The organism is Pseudomonas sp. CFII68, assembly GCF_000416195.1.
GTDB lineage: Bacteria > Pseudomonadota > Gammaproteobacteria > Pseudomonadales > Pseudomonadaceae > Aquipseudomonas > Aquipseudomonas kilonensis.
Window position 1 is genome coordinate 207,366 of sequence record NZ_ATLN01000095.1, and the last position, 16,278, is coordinate 223,643.

Here is a 16,278-nt window from a genome sequence, read left to right on the forward strand (position 1 = left end):
GGGTTCAAGTCAGGCACAAAGCAACTGTGTGCGAGCTTGGTGGGAGCAAAGCTTGCTCGCGATGACGGCGTCACATTCAACAGATAGGTTGATGTCAGACCGCTATCGCGAGCAAGCTTTGCTCCCACAAGGCTCGCTCCCACAGGGATCAGCGGTGAGCTGTGGGAGCGGGGGGACGATCAGCCGCGATGACGCCCGCGGAAGTAGTTGATCAAGCCCTGGGTCGAAGCATCTTCGGCCGGGTTTTCTTCACTGCCCACCAGGCGGTTGTAGACGCCCTTGCCCAACTCCTTGCCCAGTTCCACGCCCCATTGGTCGAAGGCGTTGATGCCCCAGACCACGCTCTGCACGAACACCTTGTGTTCATACAGCGCCACCAGCGCGCCGAGGCGACGTGGGCTGATGCGTTCGACCACCAGGGTGTTGCTCGGACGGTTGCCCGGGATCACCTTGTGGGAGGCCAGTTTCTGCACCTCTTCTTCGCTGGCGCCCTTGTCCCGCAGCTCGGCTTCGGCTTCGGCGCGGGTCTTGCCGAGCATAAGTGCCTGGCTCTGGGACAGGCAGTTGGCGTACAGCCACTGGTGATGATCGGAAACCGGGTTGAAGCTGACGATCGGCACGATGAAGTCGGCCGGGATCAACTGGGTGCCCTGGTGCAGCAACTGGTGGTAGGCGTGCTGACCGTTGCAGCCAACGCCGCCCCAGATCACCGGGCCCGTGTCGGTCGACACCGGCGTACCGTCCAGGCGCACGCTCTTGCCGTTGGATTCCATGTCCAACTGCTGCAAATGCTTGGTGATGTTACGCAGGTAGTGGTCGTACGGCAGGATCGCATGGCTCTGCGCGCCCCAGAAGTTGCCGTACCACACGCCCAACAGCGCCAGCAGCACCGGCATGTTCTGCTCGAACGGGGCGCTCTGGAAATGCTGGTCCATGGAATAGGCGCCGGAGAGCAACTCCTTGAAGTTCGACATGCCGATGGCCAAGGCGATCGGCAGGCCGATGGCCGACCACAGCGAGTAGCGCCCGCCGACCCAGTCCCACATCGGGAAGATGTTTTCTTCACGGATGCCGAAGGCCACGGCGGCGGCGTTGTTGCTCGATACCGCGATGAAGTGGCGATACAGCTCCGCTTCGGAGCCACCCTGGGCCAGGTACCAGGCGCGGGCGGCCTGGGCGTTCTTCAGGGTTTCGAGGGTGTTGAAGGATTTCGACGAGACGATGAACAGCGTGGTCTCGGCGCGCAGCTTCATGGTCAGTTCATGGAACTCACTGCCGTCGATGTTCGCCAGGTAGTGGCAGCGAACACCTTTTTGCGCGTAGGACAACAGCGCTTCGGACACCAGCTCCGGGCCGAGGAAAGAACCACCGATGCCGATGTTTACCACGTCGGTGATGGGCTTTTCGGTGTAGCCGCGCCACAGGCCGTCGTGAATGCGGCCCACCAGGTCGGTGATCTGGTTCAGCACTTTGTGCACGTCCGGCATCACGTTGACGCCGTTGACCAGCAACTTGTCGCCCACCGGCCGACGCAGGGCGGTGTGCAGGGCAGGGCGGTTTTCCGAGGCGTTGACGATTTCGCCTTCGAACAGCGACTTGATCGCGCCCTTGAGGTCGACTTCGTTGGCCAGGCCCACCAGCAGGTCGCGGGTCTGGGCGTTGATCAGGTTTTTCGAGTAGTCGAGAAACAGGCCACAGCTCGACAGGGTGAATTGAGTGAAACGCTGCGGATCGGCATTGAACGCTTCGCGCATGCTGAAATCCTGCATGGCTTTGCGGTGATCATTCAGCGCTTGCCAGGCTGGCAGAGCGGTCACGTCATGAGGGGTTCGGTAATACGCCATCGCTGCGGGTTTCCTTTTTACTTGAACGGCCTTTTGTACACTAAAAATTCCGACGCGGCTCGAGGTGGGCGTCCGGACACTGCATCGACACGATCGCCGGACGCAGGGCGACTACAGTAAACCTCGTGTTGCGATCTGTCTTGGCTTTGTCTGACCGATTCCCGGTACTTTTTTATACAGCAGGGGGCGGGAATGGTTCGCTGTGGGAGCAAAGCTTGCTCGCGATTGCAATGGACCAGTTGCATGGATGTCGTCTGACACACTGCTATCGCGAGCAAGCTTTGCTCCCACAGGCTTGTACACAGATATCGTTCGGGTTCGATCAGGCGAGCTGCACCGGAATCGCATTGCTGGTGTGGCTCAGTTCATTGCCCGGGGCCATGTACAGCATGCGGGGCTTGAAGTTGACCAGTTCGGCTTCGCTGTAGTGGGCGTAGGCGCAGATGATGACGCGGTCACCGACCTTGGCCTTGTGCGCTGCGGCACCGTTCACCGAGATCATCCGCGAACCTTCCTCGCCACGGATGGCGTAGGTGGTGAAGCGTTCGCCGTTGTCGACGTTGTAGATCTGGATCTGTTCGTATTCGCGGATCCCCGACAGGTCCAGCCATTCACCATCAATGGCGCAGGAGCCTTCGTAATCGAGCACGGCGTGGGTGACTTCGGCGCGGTGCAGCTTGGCCTTGAGCATGATGGCATGCATGAATGTTTCCTCTGGTCGGGTCCGAACGGCGGGCAGTCTGCCTGAAGGCTTGTGGGGCGGCAATACGCGAGGGATTTGCAAGTGCAGTCTGTATGTGGGAGCAAAGCTTGCTCGCGATGACGGGGTCAAATTCGACACGTATGCCGAATATCAGGCCGCTATCGCGAGCAAGCTTTGCTCCCACAAGGCCAATTCCCAGATTGGGACGGGTGTGGGTTTAGGCGGGGGTGTCGAGGTCCAGGTGCAGGTTGTCGATCAGGCGCGTGGTGCCCAGGAAGGCCGCCACCAGAATCACCAGGTCACGGTCCTCGCTCAATGCCGGACGCAAGGTCTTGGCGTGACGGATTTCCAGGTAGTCGGGACGCAGGCCGGCGGCTTCGAGTTGCTTGAGCTGCTCGTCGATCAGTGCCGGGAAATCTCGTCGGCCCTGTTTGATGGCCTCGGCGATCTGGCTCAGGACGCGATAGACCACGGGCGCGACGGCACGTTGATCCGGGCTGAGGAAGCCGTTGCGCGAGGACAGTGCCAGGCCGTCCTCGGCGCGAACGGTCGGCTCGCCGATGATCTGGATCGGCATGTTCAGGTCATGGACCAGTGCGCGGATCACCGCCAGTTGCTGGAAGTCTTTCTGGCCAAACACCGCCAGGTCAGGCTGGACCATGTTGAACAGTTTGCTGACCACCGTCGCCACACCCTCGAAATGCCCTGGACGGCTGGCGCCGCACAAGCCTTCGGACAATTGCGGGACGCTGACCCGGGTCTGCCCGGCCATGCCGTCGGGGTACATCTCTTCGACGCTGGGCGCGAACAGCAGATGGCAGCCGGCCTGGAGCAGTTTCTCCTGGTCGGCCGCCAGGGTGCGGGGGTATTTGTCCAGGTCTTCGCCTGCGCCGAATTGCAGCGGATTGACGAAAATGCTCGCCACCACGAAGTCGGCCCGTTGCGTGGCCTTGGTGACCAGCGCCACATGACCGCTGTGCAGGTTGCCCATGGTCGGCACGAAGGCGATGCGTTTGCCTTCGCCGCGGGCACGGGCCACGGCGGCCCGCAGTTCGCGTACGGTTTTGACGGTGTTCATGCAGAAAACCCGTGCTCGGCGCCAGGAAAGGTTACGGCCTTGACTTCGGCGACGTAGGCACTCAAGGCGCCCTGGATGGACGTCTGCCCGGCCATGAAGTCCTTCACGAACTTGGGCACGCGACCGGTGATCGACAGGCCGAGCATGTCGTGCAGCACCAGTACCTGGCCATCGGTGGCGTGGCCGGCGCCGATCCCGATCACCGGGATCTTCACCGCCTGGGTGATTTCTTCCGCCAGCTCGCTGGGCACGCATTCGAGCAGCAACATCGCCGCACCAGCCTGCTCCAGCGCAATTGCATCGGCGCGCATCTGCCGTGCCTGGTTCTCATTGCGACCCTGGACCTTGTAGCCACCGAAGATATTGACCGATTGTGGGGTCAGGCCCATGTGCGCGCATACCGGGATACCCCGCTCGGCCAGCAGCCGAATCGAATCGGCCAGCCACAACGCGCCTTCGACCTTGAGCATGTGGGCTCCGGCCTGCATCAGCATGGCGCTGTTGGTCATGGTTTGTTCGAGGGTGGCGTAGGCCATGAACGGCAGGTCGGCGAGAATCAGTGCATCGGTGTTACCGCGTTTGACGGCGGCCACATGGTAGGCCATCTCGGCGGTGGTCACCGGCAGCGTGCTGTCGTGACCTTGCAGCACCATGCCGAGGGAATCGCCCACCAGCAACACTTCGACACCGGCCTCATTGCAGGCGTGGGCGAAAGTTGCGTCATAGCAGGTCAGCATGGTGATTTTTTCACCTTTTTGCTTGAGACCTTGCAGCGTGGTCAGGGTAATAGCTGGCATGAAAAAGTCCTCATTAGGCGCTCGTGAATTACTGCAAGTAACGCGCATGATTCGTTATCGATACAGGCGCACCTTCTTATGTGTGGTGCTTGTAAGGCCTGGATTGCGCCCTTCAGCGCCGTATTGGCGGCAACGGGACGCCTATAGTCGTGAGGAGCACTCGGGAAGTCAATTGGATGTGTTACCGCCGGGTGTTACCGGGGTTACTGATGCGTTTCAGCGTAGAGGCGTGTCCCCGGCATGACGGTCCAGTACCGCATCCTGTGGGAGCAAAGCTTGCTCGCGATGGCGGTGGATCAGACGGCATGAATGTTCACTGGCCCACCGCAATCGCGAGCAAGCTTTGCTCCCACAAGAGGAACTGCTTCAGTGCGGCGGAAAGCGTTCCAGACCAACGAATGGGCACGCCGCGAGCAGATCCTTGAGTGAGCGCCCATCGGCCAGGCGCAGGTCGGCGGGTGCCAACTCGGCCAGTGGGTACAGCACAAAGGCCCGGGCTTGCATGTGGTAGTGGGGGACCTTGAGGCGAGGCTCGTCGATCAGGCGATCGCCGAACAGCAGGATGTCCAGATCCAGGGTGCGCGGACCCCAGCGTTCCAGGCGTTCGCGACCCTGTCCGGTTTCGATGGCTTGCAGCGCATCGAGCAGGTCCAGCGGTGCCAGGCGGCTGTCCAGCGCCGCCACCGCGTTGGTGTAGCGCGGCTGGCCGGGCAGCAGGGAATCACTTTGATAAAACGCCGAGACCCCCACCAGTTGGGTGTCGGGCAATTGCGCCAGCGCCTGGACGGCACTGCGCAATTGTTCGGTAGGTTCGGCCAGGTTGCTGCCCATGCCGATGTAGATGCGTTCCATCGATTACTCGCCCGATGCGCTCGGTACACCGGCACGCTTGCGCTTGGCACCGCTGCTGCGACGGCGCTTGCGCGGGCCGCTGGCGCCGTCATCCTTGCCGCTGAGCTCGCGAATCATGTCGCGGCGCTCGCTGTCGTTGGCGTCCTGGTAATCGGTCCACCATTCACCCAGGCCATCGGTCTGCTCGCCCGCGCTTTCACGCAGCAGCAGGAAGTCGTAGCCGGCGCGGAAGCGCGGGTTGTCCAGCAGCAGGTCGGCACGTTTGCCGCTGCGCCGTGGCAGGCGCTCCTGCATGTCCCAGATCTCGCGGATCGGCATCGTGAAGCGTTTGGGAATGGCGATGCGCTGGCACTGTTCGGCGATCAGCTCGTGGGCAGCTTCCTGCATCGCCGGGATCGGCGGCATGCCACGCTCTTGCAGGCGCAGCACCCGGGCGGGCAGGGCAGGCCAGAGCAACGCGGCGAACAGGAACGCAGGCGTCACCGGCTTGTTCTGCTTGATGCGCAGGTCGGTGTTGATCAGGGCTTCGCTGATCAAGGTGTGGGTGTAGGTCGGGTTGTGCTCCAGGGCCTCGGCGCTGGCGGGGAACAGCGGATCGAACAGCTGCAGGTCCACGAGCATCTCGAAGGTGTCTGCGGCGTTGCCCGAGAGGAACAGCTTGAGCACTTCCTCGAACAGGCGCGCCGAAGGGATTTCCCGCAGCATCGGCGCCAGTTCGCGAATGGGCACGGCGCTGTGTTTTTCGATGCCGAAGTCCAGCTTGGCGGCGAAACGCACGGCCCGCAGCATCCGCACCGGGTCTTCCTGGTAGCGCTGCTTGGGATCGCCGATCAGGCGGATCAGGCGATTGCGAATATCGTGTACGCCGTTGGCGTAATCGAGGATGCGTTCGCTGACCGGATCGTAATACAGGGCGTTGATGGTGAAGTCGCGGCGTTGCGCGTCTTCTTCCAGCGTGCCGTAGACGTTGTCGCGCAGGATGCGCCCGCTCTCGTTGCGGGAGGACTGGTTGCTGTCTTCCTCTTCATCGTTTTGCGGGTGATTGGCGCGGAAGGTCGCCACTTCGATGATTTCGCGACCGAAGTGGATGTGGACCAGCTTGAAGCGCCGGCCAATGATCCGCGCATTGCGAAATTCGGCCCGTATCTGTTCCGGCGTGGCGCTGGTGGCAACGTCGAAATCCTTGGGGGTGATGTTGAGCAGCATGTCGCGCACGCAGCCGCCGACCAGGTAAGCCTGGTAGCCGGCGTTCTGCAAGCGTTCGACGATGTTCACCGCATAACGGCTGAACTGGGCCTTTTGCAGTGAATGCTGGCCGCTGTTGAGCACTTCAGGCGTGCTGCGAATGTGTTGCGTACGACGCAAGGGAGAACGGAATGACTGGAACAGCTTCTTCAGCATGGGATGCACTGTTTGAAGGAATATTCGGCCAAAAACGAAGAATGACCGCATGATGGGCCGAGATTCTAGCATTTAGTCGAGGGATGGTGTAGGACGGAGCAGTTTAGAGCTGCAAGCTTCAGCGACAAGCCTTGTAGGCTGCGGGGAGGCGGAACGACAGAAACCACAAGGGGAGCCGAAGCTCCCCCAGAATTAGTTGCGTGCTCTGTTTTTATTATTGGTTTCGGGCTTCTTGTTTTTGTTGAGTGCCCGCGTCACGAGGTTTTCCCTTCGTGACCCTCCCAATCGGGAGCCAAGAGCAAACGGATTGCTTTGATCGCTGTGTTGCAGTGATCTATCGATCCAACCAGTTCAGGCACCTGTCTTGAGACAGTTTTTATTGTTCTCGGCCTGGTTGTGGGGCAAGCCCCAAATACAACGCCTCTCCAAAAGAATCAGTTAGCTGCGCCTCTCGCCGTCTTGTTTTTATTGTGCGTGAGTCGATTCGTCTTATTTTTATTGTCTTTTGCATTGCTTGTTATTGTTCTTGTACCAAAGCTATAGCAGGGTGCGTGCCAACTTTTGCGAGGCCCAGAGAAACTGGGGGTTCTAGGGTTATAACCATTTTTTCGGGGCGAAAAAAAGCCGGGGTTTCGTTACCGTAAACCCCGGCTTCTGTTACGTGAAAAAGCTGAGGTAACAGTTTTTTCACATTCAGCGGTGTTACCCCCACACCTCAGCTTTCGCTGGTCGCACCGGTCTTGCGTCGTGGAATCCCCAGGCGCTGGCGACGTTCCCACAGGCACTTGCGGCTGACGCCCAGCTTGCGTGCCAGTTCGGTCTCGGTCATGTGGTCCTGGTGCTCCAGGACGAAGTGCTGGAAGTAGTCTTCCAGGGACAGGTCTTCGGTGGGTTCGTGGCTGGTGTTGTTGGCAGCGCCGCCCTGTTGCGGGGCCAGACCGATGAATTCTTCATCGTCCAGGTCACTCAGTTCGATGTCGATGCCCAGCAGGTCGGCGGAGATTTCCGGGCTCTCGCACAGGATCACCGCCCGCTCGACCGCGTTTTCCAGCTCGCGAACGTTACCCGGCCAGGCGTAATGACGAATGGCCTGTTCGGCGTCCGGGGCGAACTTGAGGTCGGTGCGGTTGACCCGCGCGCTCTGGCGGGCCAAAAACGCCAGGGCAATTTCATTGACGTCCGCGCCGCGCTCGCGCAGGGCAGGGAGCTTCAAGGCGATCACGTGCAAGCGGTAATACAAGTCTTCGCGGAACTGGCCGATTTTCGCCAGGCTCTTGAGGTCGCGGTGGGTGGCCGCGATCAGGCGGACATCGACCTTCTGTGACTGCACCGAGCCGACCCGGCGGATTTCGCCTTCCTGAAGCACCCGCAGCAACCGCGCCTGGGCTTCCAACGGCAGCTCGCCGATTTCATCGAGGAACAACGTGCCGCCGTCCGCCGCTTCCACCAGCCCGGCCCGCCCGGCGCTGGCGCCGGTGAACGCACCTTTCTCGTGACCGAACAGTTCGGACTCGATCAGGCTTTCCGGAATCGCCGCGCAGTTCACCGAGATCATCGGCGCCTTGGCCCGGCGTGACAGGTTGTGCAGGGCACGGGCTACCAGCTCCTTGCCGGTACCGGACTCGCCCTGGATCAGGACATTGGAGTCGGTTGGCGCCACTTTGCGGATCTTGCTGTACAGGTCCTGCATGGGTGGGCAGGAACCGATGATGCCAATTTCGCCATTATTGTTGCTGGCGCCGGCTTTCGCCGAGGCGCTGGCCTTGCCAGCGGGCTCCACCGGGTTGCTGGTCGCCGCCTGTCGGTCGCGCAGGATGCGGGCCACGGCCTGGAGCATCTCGTCGTGGTCGAACGGTTTGGCGATGTAGTCCACCGCGCCCATTTTCATGGAGTCGACCGCCGAGCGCAGGCTGGCGTAACTGGTCATGATCAGCACGGGGGTGCCCTGGCCGAGCTTGATCAGCTCGGTGCCCGGGGCGCCAGGCAGGCGCAGGTCGCTGACGATCAGGTCAAACGTGGGAATGCTGAAACGTTCTTGTGCTTCCTGCACTGAACCGGCTTCGCTGACCTGGTACTGGTTGCGTTCCAGCAGGCGGCGCAAGGCGGAGCGGATAATTGTTTCGTCTTCGACGATCAAAATGTGCGGCATTGATTCGATTCTCTCGACGGTCTCAGTTCACAGCGGACGTCGCTTCGACATGACGCGGCAAGGTCACCCGGATACGGGTGCCGCGTTGGCTTTGTACATCGGCCGGGCTGTCGATGGTGATTTGTCCATAATGCTCTTCAACGATGGAATAGACCAGTGCGAGGCCCAGACCGGTGCCTTCGCCAGGATCCTTGGTGGTGAAGAAAGGTTCGAACAATCGGTCCATGATGTTCTGTGGGATACCGCTGCCTTCGTCTTCGACGATCAGGTCGACCGTGTGTTCGAAGGCTTCACTCTTGACCCGCACCGCGCTGCCGGCCGGTGAGGCGTCCCGCGCGTTGGATAGCAGGTTGATCAACACCTGGGCGAGCCGCTGGGGGTCGCCATCGACCCAGTGATCCGGATCGCACAGGTTGAAGAATTGCACCTCGAAATTGCGCCGGTTGAGCGCCAGCAGACCAATGGCATCCTGGGCCACTTCGGCCAGACAGACGGGCTCATCGTTGTGCTGGTGGCCGCCGGCATGGGCGAAGCTCATCAGCGACTGGACGATGCGTGACACGCGCTTGGTCTGTTCGAGGATCTGGCCGCTGATTTCCGTCAGCTCGCCGTCATCCTCACGCTCTTCGCGCAGGTTCTGCGCCAGGCAGGCAATGCCGGTAATCGGGTTGCCGATTTCATGGGCCACCCCGGCGGCCAACCGGCCGATGCTTGCCAGTCGTTCGGAGTGGACCAGCTTGTCTTCGAGCATCTGGGTATCGGTCAGGTCTTCGACCAGCAGCACCAGGCCGCTGTTACCCGGTGCCAACGGCTCGTCGATCGCTGCCTTGTGCAGGTTCAGCCAACGGGTCTGGCCGTCGAGGGCCAGGTGCTGTTTGTGCAAGTGCTCGTCCGGCAGATCGATGAAACCTTGCAGCAAGCCTTTCCACGGTTCGCCCAGGGTGCTCAGGCGGGAACCGACCACGCGCTGGGCCGCGATCCCGGTGAGTTCTTCCATGGCCTTGTTCCACATCAGGATTTCCTGATCCTTGGCCAGGGAGCACACGCCCATCGGCAGTTCCTGCAAGGTCTGGCGGTGGTAACGGCGCAAGGCGTCCAGTTCGGCGGCAAGGCCGGTGAGGCGCGAATGGTAATCCTCGAGGCGGCTTTCGATGAAGTGAATGTCCTCGGTGACATAGTTCTCGCCGCCGGCCTTGTAGGGCAGAAAGGTTTCGACCATGTCCTGGGCCACGCTGGGGCCCATCAGGCCGGACAGGTTGGCCTCGATCCGGTCCCGCAGGCGTCGCAAGGCATACGGACGGCGCTCATCGAAAGGCAGGTAAAGGTCACGCAGGGCCTGTTCGACTTCCTTTTGCGCGGCCTTGGCGCCCAGGGGCTTGGCCAGTTGCGTGGCGAATTCCTGGGGCGAGGCGGCGTGCAGTTCGCGGCGCTGCGGGCGGCGGACGTTGTCCACGGCACAGGCTTCGGCGGCGCTGGCCTCTTCGCTGCTGGCGTTGGTGAACAGCGAGATCAGGGTGAACATCAGCACGTTCGCGGCCAGGGAGGCGATGGCCGCCATATGCCAACTGGTGTCGTCGAGCACGTAGATCATGTTCAGCAGCGGAATATAGAAGCCCTGCAGGTTGCCCATCAGCGGCAACAGCATCGCGACCAGCCATACCAGGATCCCTGCCAGCAGACCGGCGATGAAGCCGCGGCGATTGGCGGTCGGCCAATACAGCACCGACAACACGCCGGGCAGGAACTGCAGGGTGGCGACAAAGGCGACGATGCCCAGGTTGGCCAGGTCCTGTCCCTCACCCAGCATCAGGTAGAAACCGTAGCCGGCCATGATGATCGCGACGATCAGCGCCCGCCGTGTCCATTTCAGCCAGCGGTAGATATTGCCTTCGGCCGGTGGCTGGTAAAGCGGCAGCACCAGGTGGTTGAGGGCCATGCCCGACAATGCCAGCGTGGTGACGATGATCAAGCCGCTGGCCGCCGACAGGCCGCCGACATACGCCAGCAACGCCAGGGCCTTGCTGTTGGCGGCGATGCCGATACCCAGGGTGAAGTATTCCGGATTGGTACTGGCGCCCAGCTTCAGGCCGGCCCAGAGGATCAACGGTACCGCCAGGCTCATCAGCAGCAGGAACAGTGGCAGGCCCCAACTGGCGCTCACCAGCGAGCGCGGGTTGAGGTTTTCGGTAAAGGTCATGTGGTACATGTGCGGCATCACGATGGCCGATGCGAAGAACACCAGCAACAGCGTGCGCCATGGGCCTTCCTGCAAAGGCGTGTGCAGGGCGGCGAGGGCGGTCTGGTTCTGCAACAGCCAAAGCTCAAGCTGCTGCGGGCCATCGAACACGCCGTACAAGGCATAGAGTCCGACGCCGCCGATGGCGATCAGCTTGATCACCGATTCAAAAGCGATGGCGAACACCAGGCCTTCGTGCTTTTCCCGCGTGGCAATGTGCCGGGAGCCGAAGAAAATCGTGAACAGGATGATCAGCACACAGAAGCTCAACGCCACCCGGTGCTGCACCGGCTCGCGGGTCAGGATGCTGATGGAGTCGGCCACGGCCTGGATCTGCAGGGCCAGCAGCGGCAACACCCCGACCAGCATGAAAATCGTGGTCAGTGCGCCGGCCCAGGTGCTGCGAAAACGAAAGGCGAACAGGTCGGCCAGCGACGACAGTTGGTAGGTGCGGGTGATTTTCAGGATCGGGTAGAGCAACACCGGCGCCAGCAGGAACGCCCCTGACACCCCCAGGTAACTGGAGAGGAAGCCATAGCCGTACTGGTAGGCCAGCCCGACGGTGCCATAGAACGCCCATGCGCTGGCATAGACACCCAGCGACAGGGTGTAGGTCAGCGGGTGGCGGATGATCGCCCGGGGGATCATGCCTCGTTCGCTGATCCAGGCTACGCCGAACAGCACGGCCAGGTAGGCGGCGCTGATCAGGATCATCTGGGTCAGGCTAAAGCTCATCGGCATCTTTTTGGCTCTGCAGGATGAAGGTCACGACAATCAGGATCAGCCAGAGCAGATACGGCCGATACCAGGCACCCGTGGCATCGATCCACCAATCCATGATGGCCGGGGAGAACAGATAAATCCCCACTACCAGGAGCAGGACCAAGCGATAGATATACATCCCGGCCTCTCTAATTTATGCGCGTGCCCAAAAAACGTGCGGCGATGGTAACGGATGGGCGCCAAGCTGCAAGGGCCGTCAACGTATTTGCGCTTCGGGCAGGCTCAGTGTGCGCGGGATCTTGCCCGCGTCCCAGTGGCGAATGCCCCAGGCCAGCAGTTCCCGTGGGCTGGCATCGACCCGTTCGAGGCCCGGTTGCTGGCCCAGCGCGCGCAACGCCCGTAACAACAATGGCGTGGCCTGATCGCCTGCCAGGGGCGGTGAGCGGTAGGATTTACCGAGCTTGTGCCCGTCGGGCTGGGTGATCAGCGGCACGTGCAGGTAACGCGGTTGCGGCAACCCAAGCAGTTCTTGCAGGTAGAGCTGGCGTGGCGTGGAGTCCAGCAGGTCGGCGCCGCGCACGATATCGGTCACCCCTTGCCAGGCGTCGTCCAGGACCACGGCCAGTTGATAGGCGTAGAGCCCGTCGCGGCGGCGGATCACGAAGTCGCCGACCTCGCGGCCCAGGTGCTGGCGGAACTCGCCCTGGACCCGGTCGGTGAAGTGGTACTCAAGCTCGGGGACGCGCAGGCGGATGGCGGCGTCCTCGGTGCTGTGCCCGGCGTTGCGGCACAGCCCCGGATAAATGCCCTGGTACGCTTCCAGTTGTTTGCGCGAACAGGTGCAGGCGTAGGCCAGGCCCTGGCTGAACAGCCGGCTGATCACCTGATCGTAGGCGTCATGGCGCTCGCTCTGGCGAATCATCTCGCCGTCCCATTCGAACCCGTAGCTTTCCAGTGCCTTGAGAATCGCCGTTTGCGCGCCCGGTTCTTCCCGCGGAGGGTCAAGGTCTTCCATGCGCAGCAACCAACGCCCGCCCACGGCGCGGGCATCCAGGTACGACGCCAGTGCGGCGACCAGTGAGCCGAAGTGCAAGTGGCCGCTGGGGGTGGGGGCGAAGCGGCCGATGTAGGGGGCGGTGGCAGTCATAGGGCGAATGTTACTGGGTCCGGGCGGGCAGAGGCATACATCTTGTGATCACGATATTCCCCTGTGGGAGCGGGCTTGCTCGCGAATGCGGTGTGTCAGGTAAAGCATAGGTTGAATGATTCATCGTCTTCGCGAGCAAGCCCGCTCCCACAAGGGCTCACTAGGCTTGGGTAAACAACGCAAATAAAAAACGGAGCGTATGAACGCTCCGTTTCGGTGACAGCCCAGGCGATTATTTACCGACCTGTTTTTCCTTGATTTCCGCCAGGGTCTTGCAGTCGACACACATGTCGGCGGTCGGACGGGCTTCCAGTCGCTTGACGCCGATCTCGACGCCGCAGGACTCGCACCAACCGTATTCTTCGTCTTCGATCAGTTGCAGGGTCTTGTCGATTTTCTTGATGAGCTTGCGCTCGCGATCACGGGCGCGCAGCTCGAGGCTGAACTCTTCTTCCTGACTCGCACGGTCGGCCGGGTCGGGGAAGTTGGCCGCGTCGTCTTTCATGTGATCCACGGTGCGGTCGACTTCCTGCATCAAGTCCTGTTTCCACTTGTTCAGGATCTTGGTGAAGTGCGCGCGCATGGGGGCGCCCATGTACTCTTCGCCAGCTTGCGGGACGTAAGGCTCAAACCCGCTGAGCGACTGATTTTGATTTTGCTTTGCTTGGGTGGGCATGAATGGACCGCCTCTACTCTTGTAATCCACTACGCAGGATTGCTCCATCACCGACACCTGCCGGCCCTGCGGCTGCAAGCGGGCGAACTTACCAGATCAAATCGGGCCGCGCTACTCCCGGTTGTCGAGCCTGCGGCGGCCGGGGCCTGTAAAACGTGACGGGGTTCGCTTCGGTGAGGATGTAAACCTGCTCAATGCTTGATTCTAGTCAAGCCTGGGCCAATCGCGGGAGTCATTTCCAGCAATCCACGGGCTCAGACCGCTTGCGGTTCGCGCGTGTTCGCGCAGTTGTTTCTGACTTGGCGGGAGAGTTGGGTAGAATCGGTTCTCTTTTCCCCTGAAGGAAGGCCAATGGCTCAGCCCTACAGTGCGCGCAGCCGCGCCATCGAACCTTTCCATGTGATGGCGCTGCTGGCCCGTGCCAACGAGCTGCAGGCCGCCGGGCATGACGTCATCCACCTGGAGATCGGCGAACCGGACTTCACCACCGCCGAGCCGATCATCCAGGCCGGCCAGGCCGCGCTGGCGGCGGGCAAGACCCATTACACCGCGGCCCGTGGCATTCCCGAGCTGCGCGAGGCCATCGCTGGTTTCTACGGCCAACGCTATGGGGTGGAAATTGATCCCCGACGCATCCTCGTGACCCCAGGCGGGTCCGGCGCGTTGCTGCTGGCCAGCGCTTTGCTGGTGGACCCAGGCAAGCATTGGCTGCTGGCCGACCCCGGTTATCCGTGCAACCGTCATTTCCTGCGCCTGGTCGAAGGTGCGGCGCAATTGGTGCCCGTGGGGCCGGAGGTGCGTTACCAATTGACGCCGGACCTGGTGAACCGTCATTGGGACCAGGACAGCGTCGGTGCGTTGGTGGCCTCGCCGGCCAACCCGACCGGGACGATTCTCACCCGGGACGAGCTGGCGGGGTTGTCCAAGGCCATCAAGGGCCACAACGGCCATCTGGTGGTGGACGAGATCTATCACGGCCTGACCTACGGCACCGACGCCGCCAGCGTGCTGGAAGTCGATGACGATGCCTTTGTCCTTAACAGTTTCTCCAAGTATTTCGGCATGACCGGCTGGCGACTTGGCTGGCTGGTGGCCCCTCCGGCGGCCGTCGGCGAGTTGGAAAAGCTCGCGCAGAACCTCTACATCAGCGCGCCGAGCATGGCCCAGTACGCCGCCCTGGCCTGTTTCGAGCCCGCGACCATCGAGATCTTCGAGCAGCGGCGGGCCGAGTTCGCGCGGCGCCGTGACTTTCTACTGCCGGCCTTGCGTGGGTTGGGCTTCGGTATTGCGGTGGAGCCGGAAGGGGCGTTTTACCTCTATGCCGATATCAGCGCGTTCGGCGGCGATGCCTTTGCGTTTTGCCAGCACTTCCTGGAAACCGAGCACGTGGCCTTCACGCCGGGCCTGGATTTCGGCCGTCATCAGGCCGGCCATCATGTGCGTTTTGCTTACACCCAGAGCCTGCCGCGACTACAGGAAGCGGTGGCACGAATCGAACGCGGACTACGGAGCTGGCAAGGCTGATGCGTTTTTCCCCTGCGTTGGAAGAAGGTCGCTTGATTCGACGTTACAAGCGTTTTCTTGCCGATATCGAGACCGTTCACGGCGAGTTGCTCACCATTCATTGCCCCAACACCGGCTCGATGCTCAATTGCATGGCTGAGGGCGCGCGTGTCTGGTTCAGTCGCTCCAGCGACCCCAAGCGCAAGTTGCCCGGCACCTGGGAAATCGGCGAAACCCCTCAGGGACGGCTCGCCTGCATCAATACCGCGCGGGCCAACGCGTTGATCGAAGAGGCCTTGCGCGCTGGGGTCATCAGCGAATTGAACGGGTTTACCGGGCTCAAGCGTGAAGTGGCTTACGGTGTGGAAAACAGCCGTATCGATTTTCGCCTGGACTATGAACAAGGCTCGGCCTGGGTCGAAGTCAAAAGCGTCACGCTGGGGTTCGATGGCACGAATGTGGCGGCGTTTCCCGATGCGGTGACCCAGCGCGGGGCCAAGCACCTGAGGGAACTCGCCTGCCTGGCCCGGGAAGGTGTGCGGGCGGTGCAGCTGTATTGTGTGAACCTGAGCGGCATCGAAGCGGTGCGCCCGGCACAGGAAATCGACCCGGTGTACGCCGCAGCCCTGCGTGATGCGGTGGCGGCGGGTGTGGAGGTGCTGGCCTACGGGGTTACGTTGACGCCCGAGCAGATGTGGGTGGACCGTGCGTTGCCGGTGTTGCTAGAGCTCGACCCAGATGCCTTGCTCGTCCTCCCGGCTGTCTAAGGCAGCGAGGAACTGACCGGCGCAGGGGCCGGCCACGCATTCACCGCTCTCGATCAGAAACAGCGCGCCGTGGGTGGCGCACTGGATCAGGCTGGCGCTGGGGTCGAGGAACTGGTCGGGTTGCCATTCCAGCGGCACGCCCCGGTGCGGGCAGCGGTTGAGATAGGCATACACCTGGCCGGCGCGTCGCACGGCCAGTACTTTGCGCCCATTGATGTCGAAACCGCGACTGCCGTTGTCGGGCACTTCGGCGGCGGTACAAAGAAACTTCATGGGTGTCTCAATATTTGTGTTGAAAAGTCCCCTGTGGGAGCGAGCCTGCTCGCGATAGCGGTGGATCAGCCAGCCTTAATGTGACTGACACACCGCTATCGCGAGCAGGCTCGCTCCCACAGAGGTTCA

The 16,278-nt window shown here is 61.8% G+C and carries 14 protein-coding genes; 2 read left to right on the forward strand and 12 right to left on the reverse strand.

Annotated elements, in window-relative coordinates:
* Positions 1 to 179 precede the first annotated feature (179 nt).
* The 11 genes from pgi to dksA all read right to left on the reverse strand — a co-directional run bounded on the left by pgi (position 180) and on the right by dksA (position 13,606).
* Entirely contained in the window at positions 180 to 1,844 is a 1,665-nt protein-coding gene (gene pgi, locus CFII68_RS10360; protein WP_014340245.1) for a glucose-6-phosphate isomerase, read from the reverse strand.
* Positions 1,845 to 2,166: 322 nt separating this feature from the next.
* On the reverse strand, positions 2,167 to 2,547 hold the full coding sequence (gene panD, locus CFII68_RS10355) for an aspartate 1-decarboxylase (protein ID WP_003205654.1): 381 nt from the start codon (positions 2,545 to 2,547) through the stop codon (positions 2,167 to 2,169).
* Positions 2,548 to 2,764: 217 nt separating this feature from the next.
* Positions 2,765 to 3,625 carry a pantoate--beta-alanine ligase gene (gene panC, locus CFII68_RS10350; protein WP_018609280.1) on the reverse strand — a complete coding sequence of 287 codons (861 nt, stop codon included), beginning with the start codon at positions 3,623 to 3,625 and terminating at the stop codon, positions 2,765 to 2,767.
* Positions 3,622 to 4,422, reverse strand: coding sequence for a 3-methyl-2-oxobutanoate hydroxymethyltransferase (panB, locus tag CFII68_RS10345; protein WP_018609283.1), 801 nt, complete (start codon positions 4,420 to 4,422; stop codon positions 3,622 to 3,624). The genes panC and panB overlap by 4 nt, the downstream gene beginning before the upstream one ends.
* 366 nt (positions 4,423 to 4,788) lie before the next feature.
* Entirely contained in the window at positions 4,789 to 5,274 is a 486-nt protein-coding gene (folK, locus tag CFII68_RS10340) for a 2-amino-4-hydroxy-6-hydroxymethyldihydropteridine diphosphokinase (RefSeq protein WP_018609285.1), read from the reverse strand.
* Between the two features lie 3 nt (positions 5,275 to 5,277).
* Positions 5,278 to 6,675 carry a polynucleotide adenylyltransferase PcnB gene (locus tag CFII68_RS10335; RefSeq protein ID WP_018609287.1) on the reverse strand — a complete coding sequence of 466 codons (1,398 nt, stop codon included), beginning with the start codon at positions 6,673 to 6,675 and terminating at the stop codon, positions 5,278 to 5,280.
* Positions 6,676 to 7,390: 715 nt separating this feature from the next.
* Positions 7,391 to 8,824, reverse strand: a complete 1,434-nt coding sequence (locus CFII68_RS10330) for a sigma-54 dependent transcriptional regulator (protein ID WP_018609289.1) — start codon at positions 8,822 to 8,824, stop codon at positions 7,391 to 7,393.
* Positions 8,825 to 8,846: 22 nt separating this feature from the next.
* Entirely contained in the window at positions 8,847 to 11,801 is a 2,955-nt protein-coding gene (locus CFII68_RS10325; RefSeq protein WP_024618745.1) for a sensor histidine kinase, read from the reverse strand.
* Positions 11,785 to 11,961, reverse strand: a complete 177-nt coding sequence (locus tag CFII68_RS27525) for a hypothetical protein (protein ID WP_003176118.1) — start codon at positions 11,959 to 11,961, stop codon at positions 11,785 to 11,787. The genes CFII68_RS10325 and CFII68_RS27525 overlap by 17 nt, the downstream gene beginning before the upstream one ends.
* Positions 11,962 to 12,039: 78 nt before the next feature.
* Positions 12,040 to 12,930 (reverse strand): tRNA glutamyl-Q(34) synthetase GluQRS, encoded by an 891-nt coding sequence (gene gluQRS, locus CFII68_RS10315; RefSeq protein ID WP_018609329.1) that lies wholly within the window; start codon positions 12,928 to 12,930, stop codon positions 12,040 to 12,042.
* A 232-nt stretch (positions 12,931 to 13,162) separates the two neighbouring features.
* Entirely contained in the window at positions 13,163 to 13,606 is a 444-nt protein-coding gene (gene dksA / locus CFII68_RS10310) for an RNA polymerase-binding protein DksA (RefSeq protein WP_018609331.1), read from the reverse strand.
* Between the two features lie 351 nt (positions 13,607 to 13,957).
* On the opposite strand from dksA, the gene CFII68_RS10305 reads away from it, so the two are divergent.
* Both CFII68_RS10305 and sfsA read left to right on the forward strand, forming a co-directional pair.
* Entirely contained in the window at positions 13,958 to 15,130 is a 1,173-nt protein-coding gene (locus tag CFII68_RS10305) for a pyridoxal phosphate-dependent aminotransferase (RefSeq protein ID WP_018609332.1), read from the forward strand.
* Positions 15,130 to 15,876, forward strand: a complete 747-nt coding sequence (gene sfsA, locus CFII68_RS10300) for a DNA/RNA nuclease SfsA (RefSeq protein WP_018609334.1) — start codon at positions 15,130 to 15,132, stop codon at positions 15,874 to 15,876. Before CFII68_RS10305 ends, sfsA begins: the two co-directional genes overlap by 1 nt.
* Here the strand turns inward: sfsA and CFII68_RS10295 are convergent.
* Positions 15,832 to 16,149, reverse strand: coding sequence for a Rieske (2Fe-2S) protein (locus CFII68_RS10295; protein WP_018609337.1), 318 nt, complete (start codon positions 16,147 to 16,149; stop codon positions 15,832 to 15,834). The genes sfsA and CFII68_RS10295 overlap by 45 nt on opposite strands.
* Positions 16,150 to 16,278 lie beyond the last annotated feature (129 nt).

Excerpts from the sequence above, each read along its gene's own strand:
- pgi (WP_014340245.1), bottom strand. The coding sequence starts at position 1,844 with ATGGCGTATTACCGAACCCCTCATGACGTGACCGCTCTGCCAGCCTGG.
- panD (WP_003205654.1), bottom strand. The coding sequence starts at position 2,547 with ATGCATGCCATCATGCTCAAGGCCAAGCTGCACCGCGCCGAAGTCACC.
- panC (WP_018609280.1), bottom strand. The coding sequence starts at position 3,625 with ATGAACACCGTCAAAACCGTACGCGAACTGCGGGCCGCCGTGGCCCGT.
- panB (WP_018609283.1), bottom strand. The coding sequence starts at position 4,422 with ATGCCAGCTATTACCCTGACCACGCTGCAAGGTCTCAAGCAAAAAGGT.
- folK (WP_018609285.1), bottom strand. The coding sequence starts at position 5,274 with ATGGAACGCATCTACATCGGCATGGGCAGCAACCTGGCCGAACCTACC.
- CFII68_RS10335 (WP_018609287.1), bottom strand. The coding sequence starts at position 6,675 with ATGCTGAAGAAGCTGTTCCAGTCATTCCGTTCTCCCTTGCGTCGTACG.
- CFII68_RS10330 (WP_018609289.1), bottom strand. The coding sequence starts at position 8,824 with ATGCCGCACATTTTGATCGTCGAAGACGAAACAATTATCCGCTCCGCC.
- CFII68_RS10325 (WP_024618745.1), bottom strand. The coding sequence starts at position 11,801 with ATGCCGATGAGCTTTAGCCTGACCCAGATGATCCTGATCAGCGCCGCC.
- CFII68_RS27525 (WP_003176118.1), bottom strand. The coding sequence starts at position 11,961 with ATGTATATCTATCGCTTGGTCCTGCTCCTGGTAGTGGGGATTTATCTG.
- gluQRS (WP_018609329.1), bottom strand. The coding sequence starts at position 12,930 with ATGACTGCCACCGCCCCCTACATCGGCCGCTTCGCCCCCACCCCCAGC.
- dksA (WP_018609331.1), bottom strand. The coding sequence starts at position 13,606 with ATGCCCACCCAAGCAAAGCAAAATCAAAATCAGTCGCTCAGCGGGTTT.
- CFII68_RS10305 (WP_018609332.1), top strand. The coding sequence starts at position 13,958 with ATGGCTCAGCCCTACAGTGCGCGCAGCCGCGCCATCGAACCTTTCCAT.
- sfsA (WP_018609334.1), top strand. The coding sequence starts at position 15,130 with ATGCGTTTTTCCCCTGCGTTGGAAGAAGGTCGCTTGATTCGACGTTAC.
- CFII68_RS10295 (WP_018609337.1), bottom strand. The coding sequence starts at position 16,149 with ATGAAGTTTCTTTGTACCGCCGCCGAAGTGCCCGACAACGGCAGTCGC.